The sequence below is a fragment of the Paraburkholderia sp. BL25I1N1 genome, from assembly GCF_003002025.1.
Taxonomy (GTDB): domain Bacteria; phylum Pseudomonadota; class Gammaproteobacteria; order Burkholderiales; family Burkholderiaceae; genus Paraburkholderia.
Genome location: NZ_PVZB01000008.1, coordinates 1 through 17,340, shown reverse-complemented (window position 1 = coordinate 17,340; position 17,340 = coordinate 1). Strand labels below are relative to the sequence as shown.

16 protein-coding genes are annotated in these 17,340 nt (G+C 63.3%); 7 read left to right on the top strand and 9 right to left on the bottom strand.

Translation table 11 applies throughout. The features are described 5' to 3' along the window. Window positions 1–2: 2 nt before the first annotated feature. On the top strand, window positions 3–734 hold the full coding sequence (locus B0G73_RS13485) for a phosphorylase (protein WP_106281476.1): 732 nt from the start codon (window positions 3–5) through the stop codon (window positions 732–734). A 118-nt stretch (window positions 735–852) separates the two neighbouring features. Here B0G73_RS13485 and B0G73_RS13480 read toward each other — a convergent pair whose 3' ends face one another. Then, window positions 853–1,866, bottom strand: a complete 1,014-nt coding sequence (locus B0G73_RS13480) for a VacJ family lipoprotein (RefSeq protein ID WP_106281475.1) — start codon at window positions 1,864–1,866, stop codon at window positions 853–855. Between the two features lie 2 nt (window positions 1,867–1,868). Next, window positions 1,869–4,484 carry an MMPL family transporter gene (locus tag B0G73_RS13475; protein ID WP_106281870.1) on the bottom strand — a complete coding sequence of 872 codons (2,616 nt, stop codon included), beginning with the start codon at window positions 4,482–4,484 and terminating at the stop codon, window positions 1,869–1,871. 213 nt (window positions 4,485–4,697) lie between these two features. Here B0G73_RS13475 and B0G73_RS13470 point away from each other — a divergent pair, with 213 nt between their 5' ends. Beyond that, complete coding sequence (locus B0G73_RS13470; protein ID WP_106281473.1) at window positions 4,698–5,303, top strand: phospholipid-binding protein MlaC; 606 nt, start codon at window positions 4,698–4,700, stop codon at window positions 5,301–5,303. 135 nt (window positions 5,304–5,438) lie between these two features. Here B0G73_RS13470 and hpnH read toward each other — a convergent pair whose 3' ends face one another. Beyond that, complete coding sequence (hpnH, locus tag B0G73_RS13465) at window positions 5,439–6,593, bottom strand: adenosyl-hopene transferase HpnH (RefSeq protein WP_106281471.1); 1,155 nt, start codon at window positions 6,591–6,593, stop codon at window positions 5,439–5,441. Window positions 6,594–6,603: 10 nt separating this feature from the next. Next, entirely contained in the window at window positions 6,604–7,548 is a 945-nt protein-coding gene (gene ispH / locus B0G73_RS13460) for a 4-hydroxy-3-methylbut-2-enyl diphosphate reductase (RefSeq protein WP_106281469.1), read from the bottom strand. A 344-nt stretch (window positions 7,549–7,892) separates the two neighbouring features. On the opposite strand from ispH, the gene hpnC reads away from it, so the two are divergent. Next, window positions 7,893–8,759: a squalene synthase HpnC gene (hpnC, locus tag B0G73_RS13455; protein ID WP_106281868.1), complete on the top strand. Its 867-nt coding sequence runs from the start codon at window positions 7,893–7,895 to the stop codon at window positions 8,757–8,759. Further along, window positions 8,759–9,931 carry a glycosyltransferase gene (locus tag B0G73_RS13450; RefSeq protein ID WP_106281467.1) on the top strand — a complete coding sequence of 391 codons (1,173 nt, stop codon included), beginning with the start codon at window positions 8,759–8,761 and terminating at the stop codon, window positions 9,929–9,931. Before hpnC ends, B0G73_RS13450 begins: the two co-directional genes overlap by 1 nt. A 61-nt stretch (window positions 9,932–9,992) precedes the next feature. Here B0G73_RS13450 and B0G73_RS13445 read toward each other — a convergent pair whose 3' ends face one another. Both B0G73_RS13445 and hpnA read right to left on the bottom strand, forming a co-directional pair. Continuing rightward, window positions 9,993–10,532 carry a hypothetical protein gene (locus B0G73_RS13445; protein WP_106281465.1) on the bottom strand — a complete coding sequence of 180 codons (540 nt, stop codon included), beginning with the start codon at window positions 10,530–10,532 and terminating at the stop codon, window positions 9,993–9,995. Between the two features lie 138 nt (window positions 10,533–10,670). After that, on the bottom strand, window positions 10,671–11,681 hold the full coding sequence (hpnA, locus tag B0G73_RS13440; RefSeq protein ID WP_106281463.1) for a hopanoid-associated sugar epimerase: 1,011 nt from the start codon (window positions 11,679–11,681) through the stop codon (window positions 10,671–10,673). Between the two features lie 163 nt (window positions 11,682–11,844). On the opposite strand from hpnA, the gene B0G73_RS13435 reads away from it, so the two are divergent. Then, window positions 11,845–12,138, top strand: coding sequence for an acylphosphatase (locus B0G73_RS13435; protein WP_012428825.1), 294 nt, complete (start codon window positions 11,845–11,847; stop codon window positions 12,136–12,138). Window positions 12,139–12,256: 118 nt separating this feature from the next. Here the strand turns inward: B0G73_RS13435 and egtD are convergent, their stop codons facing one another. Continuing rightward, a complete protein-coding gene (egtD, locus tag B0G73_RS13430) occupies window positions 12,257–13,237 on the bottom strand; it encodes an L-histidine N(alpha)-methyltransferase (protein ID WP_106281461.1) in 981 nt (326 codons plus the stop codon). A 553-nt stretch (window positions 13,238–13,790) separates the two neighbouring features. Here egtD and rarD point away from each other — a divergent pair. After that, on the top strand, window positions 13,791–14,660 hold the full coding sequence (gene rarD / locus B0G73_RS13425) for an EamA family transporter RarD (RefSeq protein ID WP_106281459.1): 870 nt from the start codon (window positions 13,791–13,793) through the stop codon (window positions 14,658–14,660). A 48-nt stretch (window positions 14,661–14,708) separates the two neighbouring features. On the opposite strand, the gene B0G73_RS13420 is transcribed toward rarD, so the two are convergent. Beyond that, window positions 14,709–15,248: a DUF962 domain-containing protein gene (locus tag B0G73_RS13420; protein ID WP_106281457.1), complete on the bottom strand. Its 540-nt coding sequence runs from the start codon at window positions 15,246–15,248 to the stop codon at window positions 14,709–14,711. A 91-nt stretch (window positions 15,249–15,339) separates the two neighbouring features. Here B0G73_RS13420 and B0G73_RS13415 point away from each other — a divergent pair, with 91 nt between their 5' ends. Then, complete coding sequence (locus B0G73_RS13415) at window positions 15,340–16,053, top strand: Crp/Fnr family transcriptional regulator (protein ID WP_106281455.1); 714 nt, start codon at window positions 15,340–15,342, stop codon at window positions 16,051–16,053. A gap of 610 nt (window positions 16,054–16,663) precedes the next feature. Here the strand turns inward: B0G73_RS13415 and B0G73_RS13405 are convergent. Further along, a complete protein-coding gene (locus B0G73_RS13405) occupies window positions 16,664–17,035 on the bottom strand; it encodes a hypothetical protein (protein WP_106281452.1) in 372 nt (123 codons plus the stop codon). Window positions 17,036–17,340: the final 305 nt, after the last annotated feature.

Here is a 17,340-nt window from a genome sequence, read left to right as displayed (position 1 = left end):
GGATGCCGCTTGCCCCCAGCCTGTCCGCCGATAACGGCCGCAGTCCCTTGCCGGTGATCGTGGTGACCGGCATGGCGTTCGAAGCCCGCATCGCGCGCGGCGAAGGTGTCGAGGTCGTCTACGCGGCGCGCGCCGATCTGCTGGAGCGCGCGTTGAGCGCGGCGGTCGAACGCGGCTGTTCGGGTATCGTGAGTTTCGGCACGGCGGGCGGTTTGGCGCCGGATCTGGAGCCGGGCTCGCTGATCGTCGCTGATGCCGTCGAGGGGCCGTTTGGGCGCCTCCCGACCGATCGGCTATGGTCGGACAGGCTCGCGGCCGCACTGGCCGTTGGGCCGCTCTCTACGCGTTTGCGGCGCGGTCTCATGGCGGCCGTCACCGCACCTCTGGTGAGCGCGGGCGATAAGGACGCGCTGCATCGCTCGAACGGCGCGCTGGGGGTGGATATGGAATCGCATATCGCCGGGGCGAAGGCTGCCGCGCACGGCGTGCCGTTTGCCGTGTGCCGCGCGATTGTCGATCCGGTGTGGCGCACGCTGCCGTCCGCGGCAACCGCCGGCCTGCGCGATGACGGCAGCACAGCGCTGGGGCCGATTCTGCGGGAATTGATGCGACAACCCTCACAACTCGGCGCGCTGATCCAGCTTGCCGTCGACGCCCGGGCGGCGCGCCTCTCGCTGGTCCACGCACGGCGTGCGATCGAGGAAGCGGGCGCTTTTCGCATGGCTATCGCCTGAAACGTGTCGCGCGCGTTGTGCGCCGAAGCGGCAAGCGTCAACCCGTCCGCTTCTGTGCCAGCGTCGAGTCCGGCTTTACAGGGCGCCCGTTCGAGGCGCCCCGTCCAAACCCCAATACTTATTGCGTCACCGGCGCTGAAGCCGGCTGCGTGCCTTCGGCCGGCGCGGCGGGCGGCGTCGGTGCGGGCGTGCCCGAAGCGCCGTTGGGCACGGCAGCCGGTGCGGTCGGCGTCGAACCTGCCGCGCCGCTCGCGGGCGTTTCGCCTGGGTCGCTGTAGTTGGGCACGCCTGCCGGTGCGCCCGTGGCGGCGCCAGAGGCCGCCTTCGGCGCTTCCGCGGCGTCGCCCGGATCCGCGTAGTTCGGCAAAGCCCCTGCAGCGGGCGCGCCGGCTGCGGGTGCCTCCGAGGCGCCGGAATCGCCCTGGTCGTCATAGTTCGGCAGCGGCGCCGCGTTGTCGCTCGTGCCGCGCAGACGGGCACGGCGTTGCTGCGTATAGGCATCGCGCACGAACGAGTACTTGTCCAGCGCAGCCTGTTGCAGCAGGTCCGACGCGCCCAGCAGGTCTGAACGCACGCTCACGAACTGCAGCACGTAGAGCGGATTGCGCACCGCCGGCTCCATGTAGTTCAACGGGTTGAACTTCACGTCGACGATCAGCCCCATGCTGTCACGCACCGTGCTCGGCCCGAACAGCGGCAGCACCAGATACGGACCCGACGGAATGCCCCAGTGACCCAGCGTCAGGCCGAAATCCTGATGGTGCTTGGGCAGCCCGGCAGGCGTCGCCCAATCGAGCAGGCCGCCCAGGCCGAAAGTCGAATTGAACGCGAAACGGACGAAGTCCTCGGTCGCGTCGGTGAACTTCAGCTGCAGCAGCGCGTTCGCGGCGTTGGTCAGATCGCCAAGATTCGAGAAGAAGTTGCTGACGGCGGTGCGCAATGGTTGCGGCGTCACCTTCTGGTAACCCTTCGCCACCGGAACAGCGACGTAGCGATCCACGCCGTCGTTGAAACTGAACACGGCCCGGTTCATCGGTTCGAACGGGTCGCCGGGTTTGCGGTCGGGGCCGGTGGCGCAGCCGGAGATCAAACCGGTGGCGACGAGCGCCAGCGCGGCGTTACGCAGCTTCATGCTTATATTCCTTTTTGCTTCGCGCGACGTGAGCGCGGCTTGCCCATCAACACGGGTTGAAACACCACTGCGCCGACCAGTGTGCAAAACAGCGAGAGCGCCAGCAAGCGCCCCATGCTGGACGTTCCCGGATGGTGCGACAGCCAGAGGCTGCCGAACGCGGTCGCCGTGGTCGCCGCGCTGAACAGCACAGCGTGCGTCAGGCTCGACTGCAGAAGGCCGGTCTGACCGTGGCGCCACGCCATCACGAAGTAGATCTTGAACGCTACGCCGACGCCGAGCATCAGCGGCAAAGCGATGATATTCGCAAAGTTCAGCGGCATGCCGAATACCACGCACAACTCGAGCGTCACGAGTGCGGATACCAGCAACGGAACCAGCGTGCGCAACATGTCGCTGACGCGCCGCAGCGCGATCCACAGCAGAATTGCGATCGATACGAGCGCGTAGCCCGCGGCCTGCAGGAACGCCTTGATGATGGTGTCGGCGGAATGCAGGATCGAAATCGGCCCGCCGATCGCGCCCGGCTCCGCTTTCTTCACCGCGTGGGCGAAGTGCGCGAGTATGACGTCGTCGTTCGGATCGGTGCCGGGTTTCACCTTCGGCGCGATGTCCACGAGAGCGCGGCCGTCCTTCGAGACCCAGCCCTTGGAGATTTCCTTGGGCAGATTCTCGCGGGTGATCTCGGTGGGTTGCAGCAGATTGGCCAACTGCTTCAGTGCGATGCGCAGCGTGTCCGACATTGCAGTTTCGGCGCGGTCGCGCGTGGCGGCATCGGTGGCGGCCAACTTCTGCAACGTGGCGGACAGATGCTTGGCTTCAGCGGCGCCCGGCCCCGGGTAATCGTCGGCGGCGAGCGAGAGCTGGTTCGACGCGCGCTTGAGCGCGGCGACGCGCACGGCGTCCGTTGCCTGTTGCGCGGGCTGTTGCTGCAAGGCGGGCAATAGCTGCTGCGCGGCGCTTGCGATCAGCATCAGCTTTTGTTGCTGATCGGCGGGCACGAAGGTGTCGAGTGTGGTGACGCGGCCTACTTCCGGCAACGTACGCAGATGGTCGGCTATGCGGTCGGCGTCGGCGAGCGAGGACGCCAGCACATGCACATTGTTGACCGCGGCCTCCGGCGAATCCTTGAGCGACAACAACGTCGCCATCGACTCCGTATGCGGGTCCTTCAAATGCAGCGGGTTGAAGTCGAAGCGCAGATGCGTGAGCAACGGCGTGGCGCCGATCACGACAATCAGCGTGCCGATCAGCACCGGCTTGCGATGATGAGCGAGGAAATCGTCGACCGGGGCGAGCTGCTTGAAGCCTGGCGAACCGGCTTCGCCGGGCGGCCGGAAGATTTTCAGCAGAGCCGGCAGCAGCGTCATGTTGGTGAAGTACGCGACGAACATACCGACGCCCGCGATCTCACCCAGTTCGGACACGCCGCGGTAAGCCGTAGGCAGGAACGAGAAGAAGCTCAGCGCGACCGCGACCGCGGCGAGCGTGAGCGGCACGCCGATACTGTGCGACGTGTGCATCAGCGCAGCGGAAAGCCGGTTGTCGCGATTGCGCTCCTCGCGATACTTGACGCCGAACTGCACGCCGAAATCGACCCCGAGCCCGACGAACAGCACCATGAAGGCGACCGAAATCATGTTGAGCGCGCCCACCAGCATCAGGCCGAGCGCCGCGGTGATCGCGAGCCCGACGAACAGCGTGATGAACACGGCGACGATCATGCGGCCCGAGCGCAACGCCAGCCACAGAATGATCAGCACGACGATGAAGGTGCCGATGCCGTTGAGCACCGCGCCGTCCTTGACCGAAGCGAACTCTTCGTCGGCGAGCGGCTGTTCGCCGGTCAGACGGACGGTGGCGCCGTAGCGCGAGTCGAGGTGCAGCGCGGCCGCGGTGTCGCGGATCGACTTCGACGCCGACGCGCCCGGCTCGAGCGCATCGTAGTTCACGACCGGCTGCACGATGACGAAGGCGCGTGCCGGCACCGCGGCCGCGCTCTTGTCGACCAGAGCGCGCCACGAGAAGGCGGCCGGTTGGCCGGCCAGCACGCGGTCCAACGTGGTCGCGCTTTGCGACAGCAGATGGCTCATGTCGCCGAGCTTCACCTGGCCGAGTTGAAGCGGCAGCAACAGGCTCGTGGTCAGCGTGCCGGCAAGGCCGGTCAGGCTCGGGTCGTGGGCAAGGGCATTGACGAGCGGGCGGGACTGGACCAACTGCGAGGTGGTCGACATGACCTCGTCGAGGGACGGGAACAGCAGGCCATTGTGTTCGAAGAACGGGCCGCCGGCCGGCTGCGAAACCGCTACGAATTCCTTGGGATCGGCCTTGAGGGCGGTGGTCAGGGCTTGCGCGGCGGCGTCGGCGAATTCCGGCGCGCGCGCTTCGACGACCACCAGCACGGTTTGGCCGCGATCCGGGAAGGCCACGTCCACGGCATGTTCGAGCGCCGACCATTGCTTGTCGTTCTCGATGAGACGGCTGATGTCCGTGTTGATCTTGAAGTTAAAGGCAACGTAGAAACCGCTCAGAACGGCGAGCACGAGCGATAGCGCGACGATCCGCATTGGATGACGCACTGAATAGGCGACGAGACGGACAATAGATGACTTCAGCATGTAGGCGAAATTGGCCTTATCACGGTTGTTGTTTTTGACGAAAGTGCACAAGTATACAGAGACGGAGCGGCGAGCCCCCGGTTCGGTAGCAAGTGCGGCTCCCGCACACGCTCATCAGGGCGGGAACGCAATCTCGGTATACTGGTCTATCCTGCTTTCGCCGCGTGCTTGCAAGCCCGGCGGCGCTTACTTCTTTCAGGTTCTGTCGAACGTATGAAACGTTATCTGTCTGCTTTTCTGGCTGCGGCCGTGGTGTCCACTGCGGCATATGCGCAAAGCGCGCCCGACGCGGTGGTAAAAAGTGCTGTCGAGGGCACGGTGGCGGCCATGAAGGCTGACCCGCAGGCGCGCGGCGGCGACATGGCGAAGATCACGCAACTGGTCGAGTCGCGCTTCCTGCCGGCCACGGACTTTCAGCGCACCACGCGCATCGCGGTCGGCAAGGCCTGGTCCACCGCGACGCCCGACCAGCAAAAGCAACTGTACGAGCAGTTTACGCTGCTGCTCACGCGCACTTATGCGGCCTCGCTGTCGCAACTGCGTGACCAGGACGTAAAGTTTAAATTCGCGCCGGTCAACGTGCCGGCGGGCGCCAAAGACGTGGTCGTGCAATCGCACGTGCTGAGCAATGGCGGCGATGACGCAATCGACTATCGCATGACTAAGGATGCCGCAGGCTGGAAGGTCTACGACATCAACATGATGGGCGCGTGGCTGATCCAGGTGTATCAGACGCAATTCGCCGATCAGATTGCCAAAGGCGGGATCGACGGGCTGATCAAGTTTTTGACCGCTCACAATGCGCGTAGCGCTGGGTAGCGCTGGGCCGTGTTAACGGCCCACACGTCGCACCGTGTGAGGCACAAGGCATAAAAAAAAGCGCGGTGGCTGAATGGCCACCGCGCTTTTTTTGCATACACGACAAAGGACGGCGTGAGGCCGCCCCTTCGACGCTTAGGTTGCAGCCGTCGCCGTCTGCACTTTCTTGCCCTTGCCCGACACCTTGATCTCTTCCAGCTTGATCTCGACGTGGCGGGAGAAGACGTACTCGGCAGGACGTTGCTTATCCAAAGGAATGTCCTTCGTGAACGCGCCCGAGGTCTTCGGGCCGCGCACGGCAACCTTCAGCGCCTTCAGCGGATGCGTGACCGTATCCATCACGGCGGTCGCTTCGAAACCGCAGTGCACCATGCAGTCCGCGCACTTCTCGTAGTTACCCGTGCCGTACTTGTCCCAGTCCGTGGTTTCCATCAGTTCCTTGAAGGTCTTCACGTAACCTTCGCCGACCAGATAGCACGGCTTTTGCCAGCCGAACACGGTACGCGCGGGGTTGCCCCACGGCGTGCATTCGTATGTCTGATTGCCGGCCAGGAAGTCGAGGAACATGCTCGACTGGCTGAACGACCAGTTCTTGCCGTTGTTGCCGCGCTTGAAAATTTCGCGGAACAGGTGCTTGGTCTTGTCGCGGTTCAGGAAGTGCTGCTGATCCGGCGCGCGTTCGTACGCGTAACCCGGCGAGACAGTGATGCCGTCCACGCCCATCGGGCCCAGCGTGTCGAAGAACGCAGCGACGCGTTCCGGCACGGCGTCGTTGAACAGCGTGCAGTTGATGTTCACGCGGAAACCGCGGCGCTTCGCTTCCTTGATGGCGGCGACAGCCTTGTCGTACACGCCGTCTTGCGACACCGAGTGGTCGTGCGCCTGCTTGTCGCCGTCGAGGTGAACCGACCAGACGAAGTACGGATTCGGCTCGTAGTCGTCCATCTTCTTTTCCATCAGCAGCGCGTTCGTGCACAGGTACACGAACTTCTTGCGCGCCATGATGCCCTTCACGATCTGCGGCATTTCCTTGTGCAGCAGCGGTTCGCCGCCTGCGATCGAGACCACCGGCGCATTGCATTCGTCGACGGCTTCAAGGCATTCCTGCAGCGACAAACGCTGATTCAGGATGGGATCCGGATAGTCGATCTTGCCGCAGCCATTGCAGGCGAGGTTGCAGCGGAACAGCGGTTCCAGCATCAGGGCGAGCGGATAGCGTTTGTTCCCGGACATATGCTGACGCATGATGTATGCGCCGACCCGGACTTTCTGTAGCAGCGGAATAGACAAGACGTCCTCCTTAAACTTCGCGTGCAGCGAGTGGTTGCATCAGCTTCGATGGCAACTTGAATTCGACTTTTTCTTCACGGCCCGCCATCGTCGTGACATCGACAGGCCCCAATGCGCTCAGCGCATCGATTACGTTCTTGACCATCTCTTCCGGCGCCGAAGCACCGGCCGTGATGCCGACGGTCTGCACGTTCGCAAACCATTCCGGCTTCACTTCCGAACCGTCGGCGACGAGATAGCTCGCCACGCCGCTTTCGCTGCCGATCTCGCGCAGCCGGTTCGAGTTCGAACTATTGGTTGCGCCCACCACCAGCAGCACGTCGACCTCCTTGCTCAACTCGCGCACCGCGGCCTGGCGGTTTTGCGTGGCGTAGCAGATGTCGCGCGTATCCGGACCGACAATATCCGTGAAGCGGCGCAGCAGCGCGTCGATGATGCCGCGCGTGTCGTCCACCGAGAGAGTGGTTTGCGTGACATAAGCGAGCGGTGTGTCGAGCGGCAGATCCAGATGCGCGACCTCGGCCTCGCTCTGCACCAGCAGCACTTTGCCCGGAATCTGGCCGATCGTGCCTTCCACTTCCGGATGCCCGGCGTGGCCGATCAGTATCAGCGTGCGGCCGGCGCCGACATACTGGCGCCCCTGCACGTGCACTTTGGTGACCAGCGGGCAGGTCGCGTCAAGCACGTCGAGACCGCGCGCTTCGGCATCGCGCTCAACTGTCTGAGCGACACCGTGGGCGCTGAAAATCGCCACGGCGCCTTGCGGCACTTCATCGAGTTCCTCGACGAAGCGCGCGCCTTTCTGGCGCAGATTGTCGACCACGTGCCGATTGTGAACAATCTCGTGGCGAACATACACGGGTGCGCCGTGTTGCTGCAACGCGCGGTCGACGATCTCGATTGCGCGAACAACACCCGCACAAAAGCCGCGGGGTTGAGCAAGGATGACTCGCATAAGTTGGCGAACTCCGACTGACGCGGGTTTCGAAGAAGTCGGTAACTATGACTTTATCGCCGCGATCATCTAATTAGTTGACGTCTTGAGCCCCGGCGACGTGCCGGTACAGCAAAACCAAACGCGCATTCTAACGCTATCAGCCGGGCTTTGCTTTGGCGGCGCCCGGCGGCTGTCGGTCGGGCGTCACAACAGCGGAACCGGCGCCCGGCGCGGCAAGCATCGGGTACGGCAATGCGGAAGCGGTAATGATTGCAAGCTGCAGCGGTTTGACGGAACCCTTAAACTACGTAGTCGCGCGGCGCCTGGTGCCCGCATTACAAAAGGGTTTCGAGGCTCGCTGGATGGACGTCGATCAATACGAAAACTTTCCGGTCGCGAGCGTGTTGCTGCCCAAGGCGCTGCGCGCGCCCATCGGCATTATCTATCAGGTCGTGCGCACGGCGGGCGACATTGCCGACGAAGGCGATTGGAGCGCAACCGAGCGGCACGCCCGTCTCGCCGACTTCCGCGCCGGCCTCGACGCGGTAGCGGAACAACATGCGGCGCCAGTCCATCCGCTGTTGTTCGACAAGCTCGCCGGCGTGGTCACGCAGTATAAACTGCCGCTCGCGCCGTTCTACGATCTGCTCCAGGGGTGCGCCCAGGATATCGACGCCGGCCGTTTCGCCGACCGCGCCGCGCTGCTCGACTATTGCCGTCACTCGGCCAACCCGCTCGGGCATCTGATGCTGCATCTGATCAACGCGGCCACGCCGGAGAATCTCGCCGAGGCCGACGCGATCTGCACGGCGTCGCAGTTGATCAGCTTCTGGCTGGACGTCGCCGCCGACTGGAAAAAGGACCGCGTGTACCTGCCGCTCGCCGATATGCGGCGCTTCAACGTGACCGAGGCGCACATTGCCAGCGGAGTCGCCGATGCAGACTGGCGGGCGCTCATGGCGCACGAAGTGTCGTTCGTGCGCGAGATGCTGGTGCGTGGCGCGCCGCTCGCCTTGCGGATTCCGGGCAGGTTGGGCATCGAGTTATGCGGTGCCGTTCACGGCGGCCTACGCTTTCTCGAACGCATCGAGAGCGCGGGCTACGACGTGTTTCACGAGCGGCCGGTGCTCAATACGTTTGACTGGTGCGTGGTCGCGGCCCGCACAGTGGTGATGTGGCTGTCGCGTCGCGTCGGCGTGCAAGCGCGTTCAATCGAGGGTAATGCTTAATGGCGGTGGTCCTGTTTCTTCTGTCGTGTCTCTCCTTGCTGATCTGGTGTGTGCTGCTGTTCGCGCGCGGCGGTTTCTGGCGCGCGCGTCCTGCTGCGCCGCTGACCATCGCGCCGCGCGCAACGTGGCCGGCCGTGGCCGCCGTGGTGCCGGCCCGCAATGAAGTCGATGTGATCGCAGAGGCGGTGACCACGCTGCTTCAGCAGGATTATGCGGGCGACTTCCACGTGATCGTCGTCGACGACCACAGCACCGACGGCACCGCCGACGCCGCACGCGCCGCGGCCCTGCAGTTGCAATGCCCGGACCGTCTGACCGTGTTGAGCGCGAAGCCGCTGCCGCCCGGTTGGTCGGGCAAGGTGTGGGCACAGTCGCAAGGTATCGAGGCCGTGCGCACGCTCGGTTTGTCCGCGGACTATCTTCTGCTGACCGACGCCGACATCGGCCATCCCGGCGACGCGGTCGCGCAACTCGTCGCGCGCGCCGACGCGGAACAGCGCGATCTCGTCTCGCTGATGGTGCGGCTGCGCTGCGATTCGTTCTGGGAAAAGGCGTTGATTCCCGCCTTCGTATTCTTCTTCGCCAAGCTGTACCCGTTCTCGTGGGTCAACAACCCGCGCAATCGGACGGCGGCGGCCGCGGGCGGCTGCATGCTGGTGCGCCGTAGCGCGCTGGAAGAAGCAGGCGGCATCGAGTCGATCCGCGCGGAGCTGATCGACGATTGCAGCCTCGCCGCGCGTATCAAGCATCGCGGCACGGGGCGTCATCCGATCCGGCTGGATGTGGCGGCGCGCAGCGTGTCGCTGCGTCCGTACGATAGCTGGCGTGAGATCTGGAATATGATCGCGCGCACGGCTTTCACGCAGCTGCGCTACTCGCCGCTGCTGCTGGCGGGCACGTTGGCCGGCATGACGATCATCTATCTGATGCCGCCGGTCGCCGCGCTGGTGCTCGGTCCGACAGGCTGGCCCGCGTGGCTCGCGTGGGCCGCCATGTGCTGCGCGTATGCGCCGATGCTGAGCTATTACCGCCGCTCGCCGTTGTGGGCGCCGTTTCTGCCGCTGATCGCGTTGTTCTATGTCGGCGCGACGTTTGCGTCGGCGGTGCGTTATTGGCGCGGCAAGGGCGGACAGTGGAAGGCGCGGGTTCAGGCGCCGGTGCAGGAACGCTGAAGCGAACGGAGTTGGAAATCGCGGAGGAATGCAAAAGCGGCGCTCATTGGGCGCCGCTTTTTTACTTGGTGAGCATCATGTAAAGCTGGATCACCATGTCGGGCGAAAACGTGAACGGCACCCAGCCGTGGCCGGTGTGGCGCATGACCAGCAGACGGTCGCCGTTCGACTGTTTCTGCACCGCCATGACCGGATTCTTGGTGGACACGAAGCGCCAGCCTGGCGGAATGCCCGGCGGCGGTTCCGGCGTCATCGACGCGCGCGCGTTCGACAGTTCCTCGATCAGTTGGCCGATCTGCTCCGCGCGCAACGCGACGGTCTGGCCGCCGATCGTCATGGTGATCTCGTTCTGCGCGGGGCGATTGATTTCGAGCGTGGGCTGAAGCTGCGGGGCCGGCGCCTCGCCTTCGACGACGGCCGCCTCGGTCTCAGCCGCATTCGCATTGGATTCGGACGCGACGTGATCCGCGGATGCAGACGCTGGCGGCGCGGCGTTCTCTGCGGGTGTCTCGGGAATGTTTTCGGCCAGCGGGGCCACGACAGCCTGAATGAGCTGATCGACGCCCATTTCCAGTGCGCCGAGCTGTTCGTGAAGATTCATGCGAGCTTTTCTCTGGTAAGACCCACGATTTTAACTGCTGCGCGTAGGCTTTTACCTGTCGCTAACACAGTGACGTTGTAACAAAATGCTTGCGGCCGAGCCGGCTTGCGGGACACAGGCCGTTTGTTCATGCAGAGATTACTGCTTCAGATAGCCCGCTTGCCTGAACCAGTCGAGCGCGTCGCTCAAGCCCTCGCGATAAGGCCGCGCGCGATAGCCGAGTTCACGTTCCGCTTTCGCCGACGTGAAGTACATCTTGTTCTTCGACATTTTCAAGCCGTCGATAGTGACGAACGGTTCGCGTTTCGTGATCTTGGCGACTGCTTCGGCACCCATGGCCAGCGGATAGAGCGGCCAGCGCGGCAGACTCAGCGTCGGTGCCTTGCGGCCGGTCAGCGCCGCGATATCCGCGAGCATCTGTTGAAGCGGCAGATTTTCGCCGCCGAGAATATAGCGCTCGCCGATCTTGCCGTGTTCGAGCGCGAGGAAATGGCCGGCCGCGACGTCATCCACGTGCACGAGATTCAGGCCCGTGTCGACGAACGCCGGAATCTTGCCGAGCGCCGCTTCCACGATGATGCGTCCCGTCGGCGTCGGCTTGACGTCGCGCGGTCCGATCGGCGTGGAGGGATTGACGATTACCGCCGGCAAGCCGTCTTCGGCGATCATCCGCTCCACCGCGCGCTCGGCCAGCACCTTGCTGCGTTTGTACACGCCAATCGCCTGATCGGCTTTGAGCGGCGAGGTTTCGTCGGCGGACTGGCCGGAACTGGTCACTTTCAACGTGGCCACGCTGCTCGTGTAGACAATGCGCTCGACGCCTTCCTTCAGCGCCGCGCGCATGGTCGCTTCGGTGCCTTCGAGGTTCGAGCGCTCGATCTCGCTCGGGTCAGGCGCCCACAGCCGATAGTCGGCGGCCACGTGCAGCAGATAGCGCACGCCGCGCAGTGCGTGGCGCATCGACGCTTCGTCGCGCATATCGCCGATCACGATTTCCGCGTCCAGCGACTCGACGTTCTGACGCGGACTGGTGGCGCGCACCAGCACGCGCACCTTGAAACCCTTCTGTTGCGCGATGCGCGCCACCGACGAGCCGACGAAGCCGGAGGCGCCGGTCACGAGCACGAGATCGCGATTCTGTTCGGTCATTCTGTTTCCATTTCCCGCGTGACAGTCGACGGATTGTACGTGGCGCGCGCGCCGTGTGTCGCGCCGGCGGTCCCATGCGAACAATCAGATGCGCGCTTTGCCGAGCAAGCTCGCCGGGACGCGACTAGAATGCCGGCTTGAAAGTATGCGAAGAGAGGACGGCATGGCCCCGGATCTGGATCAGCGGATCGAAACGTATTACGTGCGCGTGCGCGGCACCGTGCAGGGCGTCGGCTTTCGCCACGCGACCGTGCGGCAGGCGCATGCGCTCGGTATCAAGGGATGGGTGGCGAATCTCGACGACGGCTCTGTCGAAGCGATGTTGCAGGGCTCGGCCAACCAGGTCGACCGGATGCTGTCGTGGTTGCGTCACGGGCCGCCGGCGGCGCGCGTGACCGAGGTGGCCGGCGAAGAGCGCGCGACCGAAAAGCGCTACGAACGTTTCGAGCAGCACTGAGCGGCAGCACGTAGAACGCGCGAATCACGCAAAATAAAAGGCGGTGCGCCATCATGCGCGATGGCGCGCCGCCTTGCCGTGTTTGCGTGACCGTGCTTCCGTCAGCGGCCCAGCGCGCTCAACGCGCCAGCAGCAGGCTCTCCGCAAAGCCCCATTCGTCTTCGATCCATTGATGACTGCACAGGAAGCCGGCGTCGTCGGCAATCGCGGGCATTTCTTCCGCGCGATATTTGTGGCTGCTCTCGGTCCAGATCGTCTCGCCCGCCTTGAGCGACACCGTCAATTGCGCCGCGCCCACGTGGGCGGTGATGTCGCGCTTGGCTCGCAGATGCATTTCGATGCTGCGCGCGTCCGGGTTGAAGCGCGCGACGTGCTCGAACGCCTCGAGCGGAAAGTCGCCGTCGAGTTCGCGATTGATGCGCGCCAGCAGGTTCAGATTGAACGACGCGGTGACGCCGATCGAGTCGTCATAGGCGGCCACCAGGACGGGCGTCGGCTTGATCAGGTCCGTGCCGAGCAGCAACGCGTCGCCGGGAGCGAGCATGTTGCGGATATCGCGCAGGAAACGTGTTGCCGCGAGTCTGCCGAAATTACCGATCGTACTGCCAAGAAACAGCACAAGTAACCGCTCGTCCGACGCGCGCTGCTTGCTCACTTCAGCAAGGCCGGCCAGGTAATCGCGTTCATAACCGACAATCGAAATGCGCTCGATGTCGCCGAGTTCGCGCCTGCACAACTGCAATGCACTGCGCGAAATTTCAATCGGACAGTAAGAAGTAGGGCGCTTTTTACACAGCGCTTCCAGAATGCGCCGTGTTTTACGGCCGCTGCCGCTGCCGAGTTCGGCGACCGTCACGTCGTGTGGCAGGTGCGCGACGATGTCCGCGGCGTGTTTGGTAAGCAGGCGTTCCTCGGCGCGCGTCACGCCGTATTCGGGCAACACGGTAATCACTTCGAACAGCGCGGAGCCCACTTCGTCATACAGATACTTGGACGGCAGCTCTTTCTGCGGCGTATGGGTGAGGCCGGCGCGAACGTCGGCGGCAAAGGCGGAGCGTAGGTCGGGCGATGCGTCATGCGATAGGGCTGGCTGGGTCATGCTGGCTCCAGTAGTCACATTCGGTGAGCGCGATGCTGCCGGGCGGCGGCACGCGTGATGAACGCAGTTGAGGCGTGCCGTGGAGAAGAAGGTCGGGCTCGGTCCGTAGGACTGTCATCGCCGGCCTGGCTCAGGGATGCTGCACATGCTGTCCCCAAGGGGACGTCCTTCGGGGGCGTTGCGAACGGTAATGCAAGCAGCGTCGCAAGACTAGCTAGCAAGATTCGCGCTTCAGCCGCTTGGCGCGAAATGATGTGGGGCGTTGCCGGTGAAAAGACCGGGTTGTTGGCCGCACATGAAGTTATGTTCTAGTCCATCGACGCGTGATGCGCACGGAATAATTTCAGCTGATTGTTGACAGCGCGCGGCACCTACGCGGAGCCGCGAACGGATAACCCGTCTAGAATGCCGCCTTCATATCGTTTATCAAAAGCAAGAAATACAGTGTCGGACACGCGCTGCGCGCTTATGAGATTCCATTTCCAATGACAACAACGAATGCCGGGCGGCTGCATGCTGCACTGCAAACAACCTCGCCCGCGCACGCGCCGGTATCGCGTTGTCGGTGTGCGCGACCACGACGTTTGCATTACTGTCCGCTTACGCAACCCTGCTCGCGCCGCTAAGCGGCCTCGACATTTTCGCCTGGCGTGTCGTCCTGACCGTGCCGGGCGCGCTGTTGCTGGTGGCGTTGAGAAAGCGCCTGCCCATTCTGCGGCAGCTTCTTTACCGCATGGTGACCGCCCCGAAACTCGGCTTGGCGATGATCGTGAGCGCGGCGTTGCTTGGCGCGCAACTGTGGGTGTTTCTGTGGGCGCCTCTACATGGCCGAATGCTCGAAGTCTCGCTCGGTTATTTTCTCCTTCCGCTGGCGATGGTGCTTGTCGGGCGCTTTTATTATCACGAGCGTCTGGACCGTTTGCAGTGGCTCGCTGTTGCGTGCGCGGCGATCGGTGTCGGCCATGAACTGTGGGTGACGGGCGCATTTTCATGGCCGACCTTGCTGGTTTCGCTCGGCTATCCGCCGTATTTCGTTTTGCGTCGCAAGATCAATCACGACTCGCTCGCGATGTTCACCGTGGAAATGGCGCTACTGTTGCCGCCGGCAATCGTGCTGGTTTTCAACGGCGGCTCGCTGGCGATGATCGCTGGCCATCCGGATCGGTGGTGGCTACTGTTGCCGGGCCTCGGCGCGCTGAGCACCATTGCGCTGGCGTCGTATCTCAAGGCGAGCCGGTTGTTGCCGGTCGCGTTGTTCGGCATCCTCGGCTATGTCGAACCGGTGTTGCTGGTGCTGATCTCGATTACGTTGCTAGGTGAAACGCTGAGCGTCGCGCAGTTGGCGACCTACGTTCCCATCTGGATCGCGGTCGCGCTGACGGCATTGCATAGCGTGCGCCTCATTCGTCTCGCACCGAACTGAGCGGGCCGCGCCGCGGCGAATGAGCCTTCGACGAAGCGGCGGCGCGCTCTAGCGATGCGCCGCCGTACGGTCCGCGTTGAGACGCGTCGGACCGGCTTGCGCTTCGATCGCTGCGCGCAGTGCGGGCCGCCAGCCGAAGCCGAACAACGCTTCGGCCAGCACGAACAGCGGTCCGATCAGCAGGCCGATCACATCATCCACAAAGGCAGGCTTGCGATGTTCGTAGGCAACATGCCCGATGAACTGAAACACCCAGCCGACCAGAAAAAGCCCGACGCCGATCACGAGCCACATCAACGTGGATTGTGTGGCTGTCCACCGGCCGAACGCGACGCAGAGCGCGGACACGAAGGCCATCATCGCGCCGAGCGGCACGTCGAGCACGAGGTAATACAGCGTGGCCGCGACGAATAAAACCCACGCCGGCGATAGCGTCAGCGGCCACGCGCCGACAACGAAAGCGGGCCGGCTCAACAATACCGCCAGGGCCAGCACGATCATCGGAATGCCGATGAAATGCGTGGCGATATTGCGCCGGTCACGGTGGTACGCCGCGTATTGCGTAAGCTGTTGCGTCAGCGTTCTCATGGATGCCGCTCCTCTGTCAAAGTCAGCATAATCGCGGGCAGCGGAATTTGAAACCATCGGGTAGCCGACAATCGGGCACGAGCGCCGTTCTATGAATGCGAGTTTTCCATCGAATGAGCTTGCCGCGCTGCTGGGACGCAGCGCGTGGTTTCGCTCGACGCCGGCTGCCATGCAGGCGCAGTTGATCGAAGCGGGACGTGTCGAACGGCTCGCCGCCGGGCAACGGCTGTTCACGCGCGGCGATTCCGACGATGGCGTCTATTGCGTGCTCGACGGCCTGGTGAGAATCGGCGCGGCCAGTTCTGCGGGTAAGGAGACTTTGCTTGCCGTCATCGAGCCGGTGAACTGGTTCGGCGAGATCGCGCTGTTCGACAACCGGCCGCGAACCCACGACGCGTATGCCGAACGCGATTCCGAGCTGTTTCATGTGCCGCGCGCCGCACTCGTCGCGCTACTGGAACGCACGCCCGCTTATTGGCATCTGTTCGGTCTGCTGTTGACGCAAAAACTGCGTCTTGCTTTCGACGCGATCGAAGAGGCCGCATTGCTGCCCGCGGCGCAGCGCGTGGCGCGCCGCTTGTTATTGATGGCGGGCGGCTACGGCGAGCCCGGTGCATTGCGGCGCGTGCTCAAAGTCCCACAAGAAGATCTCGCGATGATGCTGGCGCTGTCCCGGCAAACGATCAACCAGGTGCTGAAGCAGTTCGAAACGCAAGGCGCGCTGAAGCTCGGTTATGCGGAAATCGAAATTGCCGATGTGCAGAAGCTGGCGGCATTGGCTGAGTTGAGTCCCGTGGGGGATTGATCGCGACGAGTAGTCCGCGAGACGCTGCAATGCGTCGATCAGAACCCTGAGAACATGATTAACGCGCCATCACGGCCGCGCTGCGGCGCTTCAACGGTCCGATCATCGCGGCGGGAAGTGTCGAGATCAGTGTGTGCAGTGTGAAGTCGAGGTCGTCGGGAGCGATGTCGAGTTGCACGCGAATTTCCTGGCGAACCGCCTGCGTGGCAACGACATAAACACCGAGAGGAGAATGGAGCAGGGCGCGAAGCTGGGTGCCGGGGAGCTCCTGCGGTCGATGAGGCAGAGTTATCTGCAAGCGGACGCGTGCCGCGAGGAAGGGAATGACGTTGTTGCGCCGAACGTGCGGCTCGTTGAGCGGGTGAATAGCGAAACTGTCGATTGCTTGCGTGAGAGCCATGTGATGCGGCGTTCGTCGACGCCATGGTTGATCAAGACAGTTCGAGATTAGACGCCTGCGGGTAAACGCGGTGCAAAAATTGGGGTGTGCGTTGGAAAAAAACCGCGCATAAAAAAAGGCGAGTCATATGACTCGCCCTCCCTGAACGGCACAGTTCGGCTTCGATTACCTATACATGCCTGGCCGGTGCGTGCCGAAACCGATCACGTGTTATTGCGTTTTTGTCGTGTCGGTCTTTGCGCCGTCGGCTTTTACCGGGGCATTGCTGGCCTCTTTCGCGCCCTCCGTCTTAGTCGTGGCGGCGCTCGTTTCAGCCGCGGCCTTCTTCGTGGTCTTGTGGGCTTTTGCCGTGTGATGGGCGGACGTCTTCTTCACGTGCGCTTTGGTCGTGGCTTTGGCCGGCGCCTTCGTTGCTGCGGCGCTGTCGTCCGTGGCGCCCGTTTGAACGGCGGTGCTCGCTTTCAGGTTCGCCTGGCCGGCGGGTTGCGTTTGCGCGGGCTGCGCGGCGGACGGTGCGGCCGTTTGAGCGAAAGCGGTCGACACGAGCAGAGCGGAAGCGAGAGCGGCGAAAAGCGTCTTCATGGTTTAACTCCTGGTTTTAACCGGTTGATTCTTGTGTCGCGGCTGAAATGTTTCAGCGCTGCCGGTTTAACGTTGACGGGAAGACAGGAGTTGACGTCGCTCTGGTGACAAAACGTAACCGCTGAAACATATTGGGGATGCCGAAGCAGTTTCGGCCCTCCGGCTCGCGCCACGGCTACAAGTTGGAAACTCGCTTGTTCGCACCCAAGGCGCTTATATGAACGCCGCCCGGCTTGCAAGGTAATATCGCTGTGATGTTAGACGAGGATTTGGTTGCAGGCTTATATCCGGCATCTGCAGGTTAG

What these genes read in the sequence shown, in the direction of transcription:
- B0G73_RS13470 (WP_106281473.1), top strand. Translation starts at nt 4,698, where the DNA reads ATGAAACGTTATCTGTCTGCTTTTCTGGCTGCGGCCGTGGTGTCCACT.
- B0G73_RS13405 (WP_106281452.1), bottom strand. Translation starts at nt 17,035, where the DNA reads ATGAAGACGCTTTTCGCCGCTCTCGCTTCCGCTCTGCTCGTGTCGACC.
- B0G73_RS13450 (WP_106281467.1), top strand. Translation starts at nt 8,759, where the DNA reads ATGGCGGTGGTCCTGTTTCTTCTGTCGTGTCTCTCCTTGCTGATCTGG.
- egtD (WP_106281461.1), bottom strand. Translation starts at nt 13,237, where the DNA reads ATGACCCAGCCAGCCCTATCGCATGACGCATCGCCCGACCTACGCTCC.
- B0G73_RS13415 (WP_106281455.1), top strand. Translation starts at nt 15,340, where the DNA reads ATGAATGCGAGTTTTCCATCGAATGAGCTTGCCGCGCTGCTGGGACGC.
- hpnA (WP_106281463.1), bottom strand. Translation starts at nt 11,681, where the DNA reads ATGACCGAACAGAATCGCGATCTCGTGCTCGTGACCGGCGCCTCCGGC.
- B0G73_RS13435 (WP_012428825.1), top strand. Translation starts at nt 11,845, where the DNA reads ATGGCCCCGGATCTGGATCAGCGGATCGAAACGTATTACGTGCGCGTG.
- B0G73_RS13475 (WP_106281870.1), bottom strand. Translation starts at nt 4,484, where the DNA reads ATGCTGAAGTCATCTATTGTCCGTCTCGTCGCCTATTCAGTGCGTCAT.
- B0G73_RS13420 (WP_106281457.1), bottom strand. Translation starts at nt 15,248, where the DNA reads ATGAGAACGCTGACGCAACAGCTTACGCAATACGCGGCGTACCACCGT.
- B0G73_RS13445 (WP_106281465.1), bottom strand. Translation starts at nt 10,532, where the DNA reads ATGAATCTTCACGAACAGCTCGGCGCACTGGAAATGGGCGTCGATCAG.
- ispH (WP_106281469.1), bottom strand. Translation starts at nt 7,548, where the DNA reads ATGCGAGTCATCCTTGCTCAACCCCGCGGCTTTTGTGCGGGTGTTGTT.
- B0G73_RS13480 (WP_106281475.1), bottom strand. Translation starts at nt 1,866, where the DNA reads ATGAAGCTGCGTAACGCCGCGCTGGCGCTCGTCGCCACCGGTTTGATC.
- B0G73_RS13485 (WP_106281476.1), top strand. Translation starts at nt 3, where the DNA reads ATGCCGCTTGCCCCCAGCCTGTCCGCCGATAACGGCCGCAGTCCCTTG.
- hpnC (WP_106281868.1), top strand. Translation starts at nt 7,893, where the DNA reads ATGGACGTCGATCAATACGAAAACTTTCCGGTCGCGAGCGTGTTGCTG.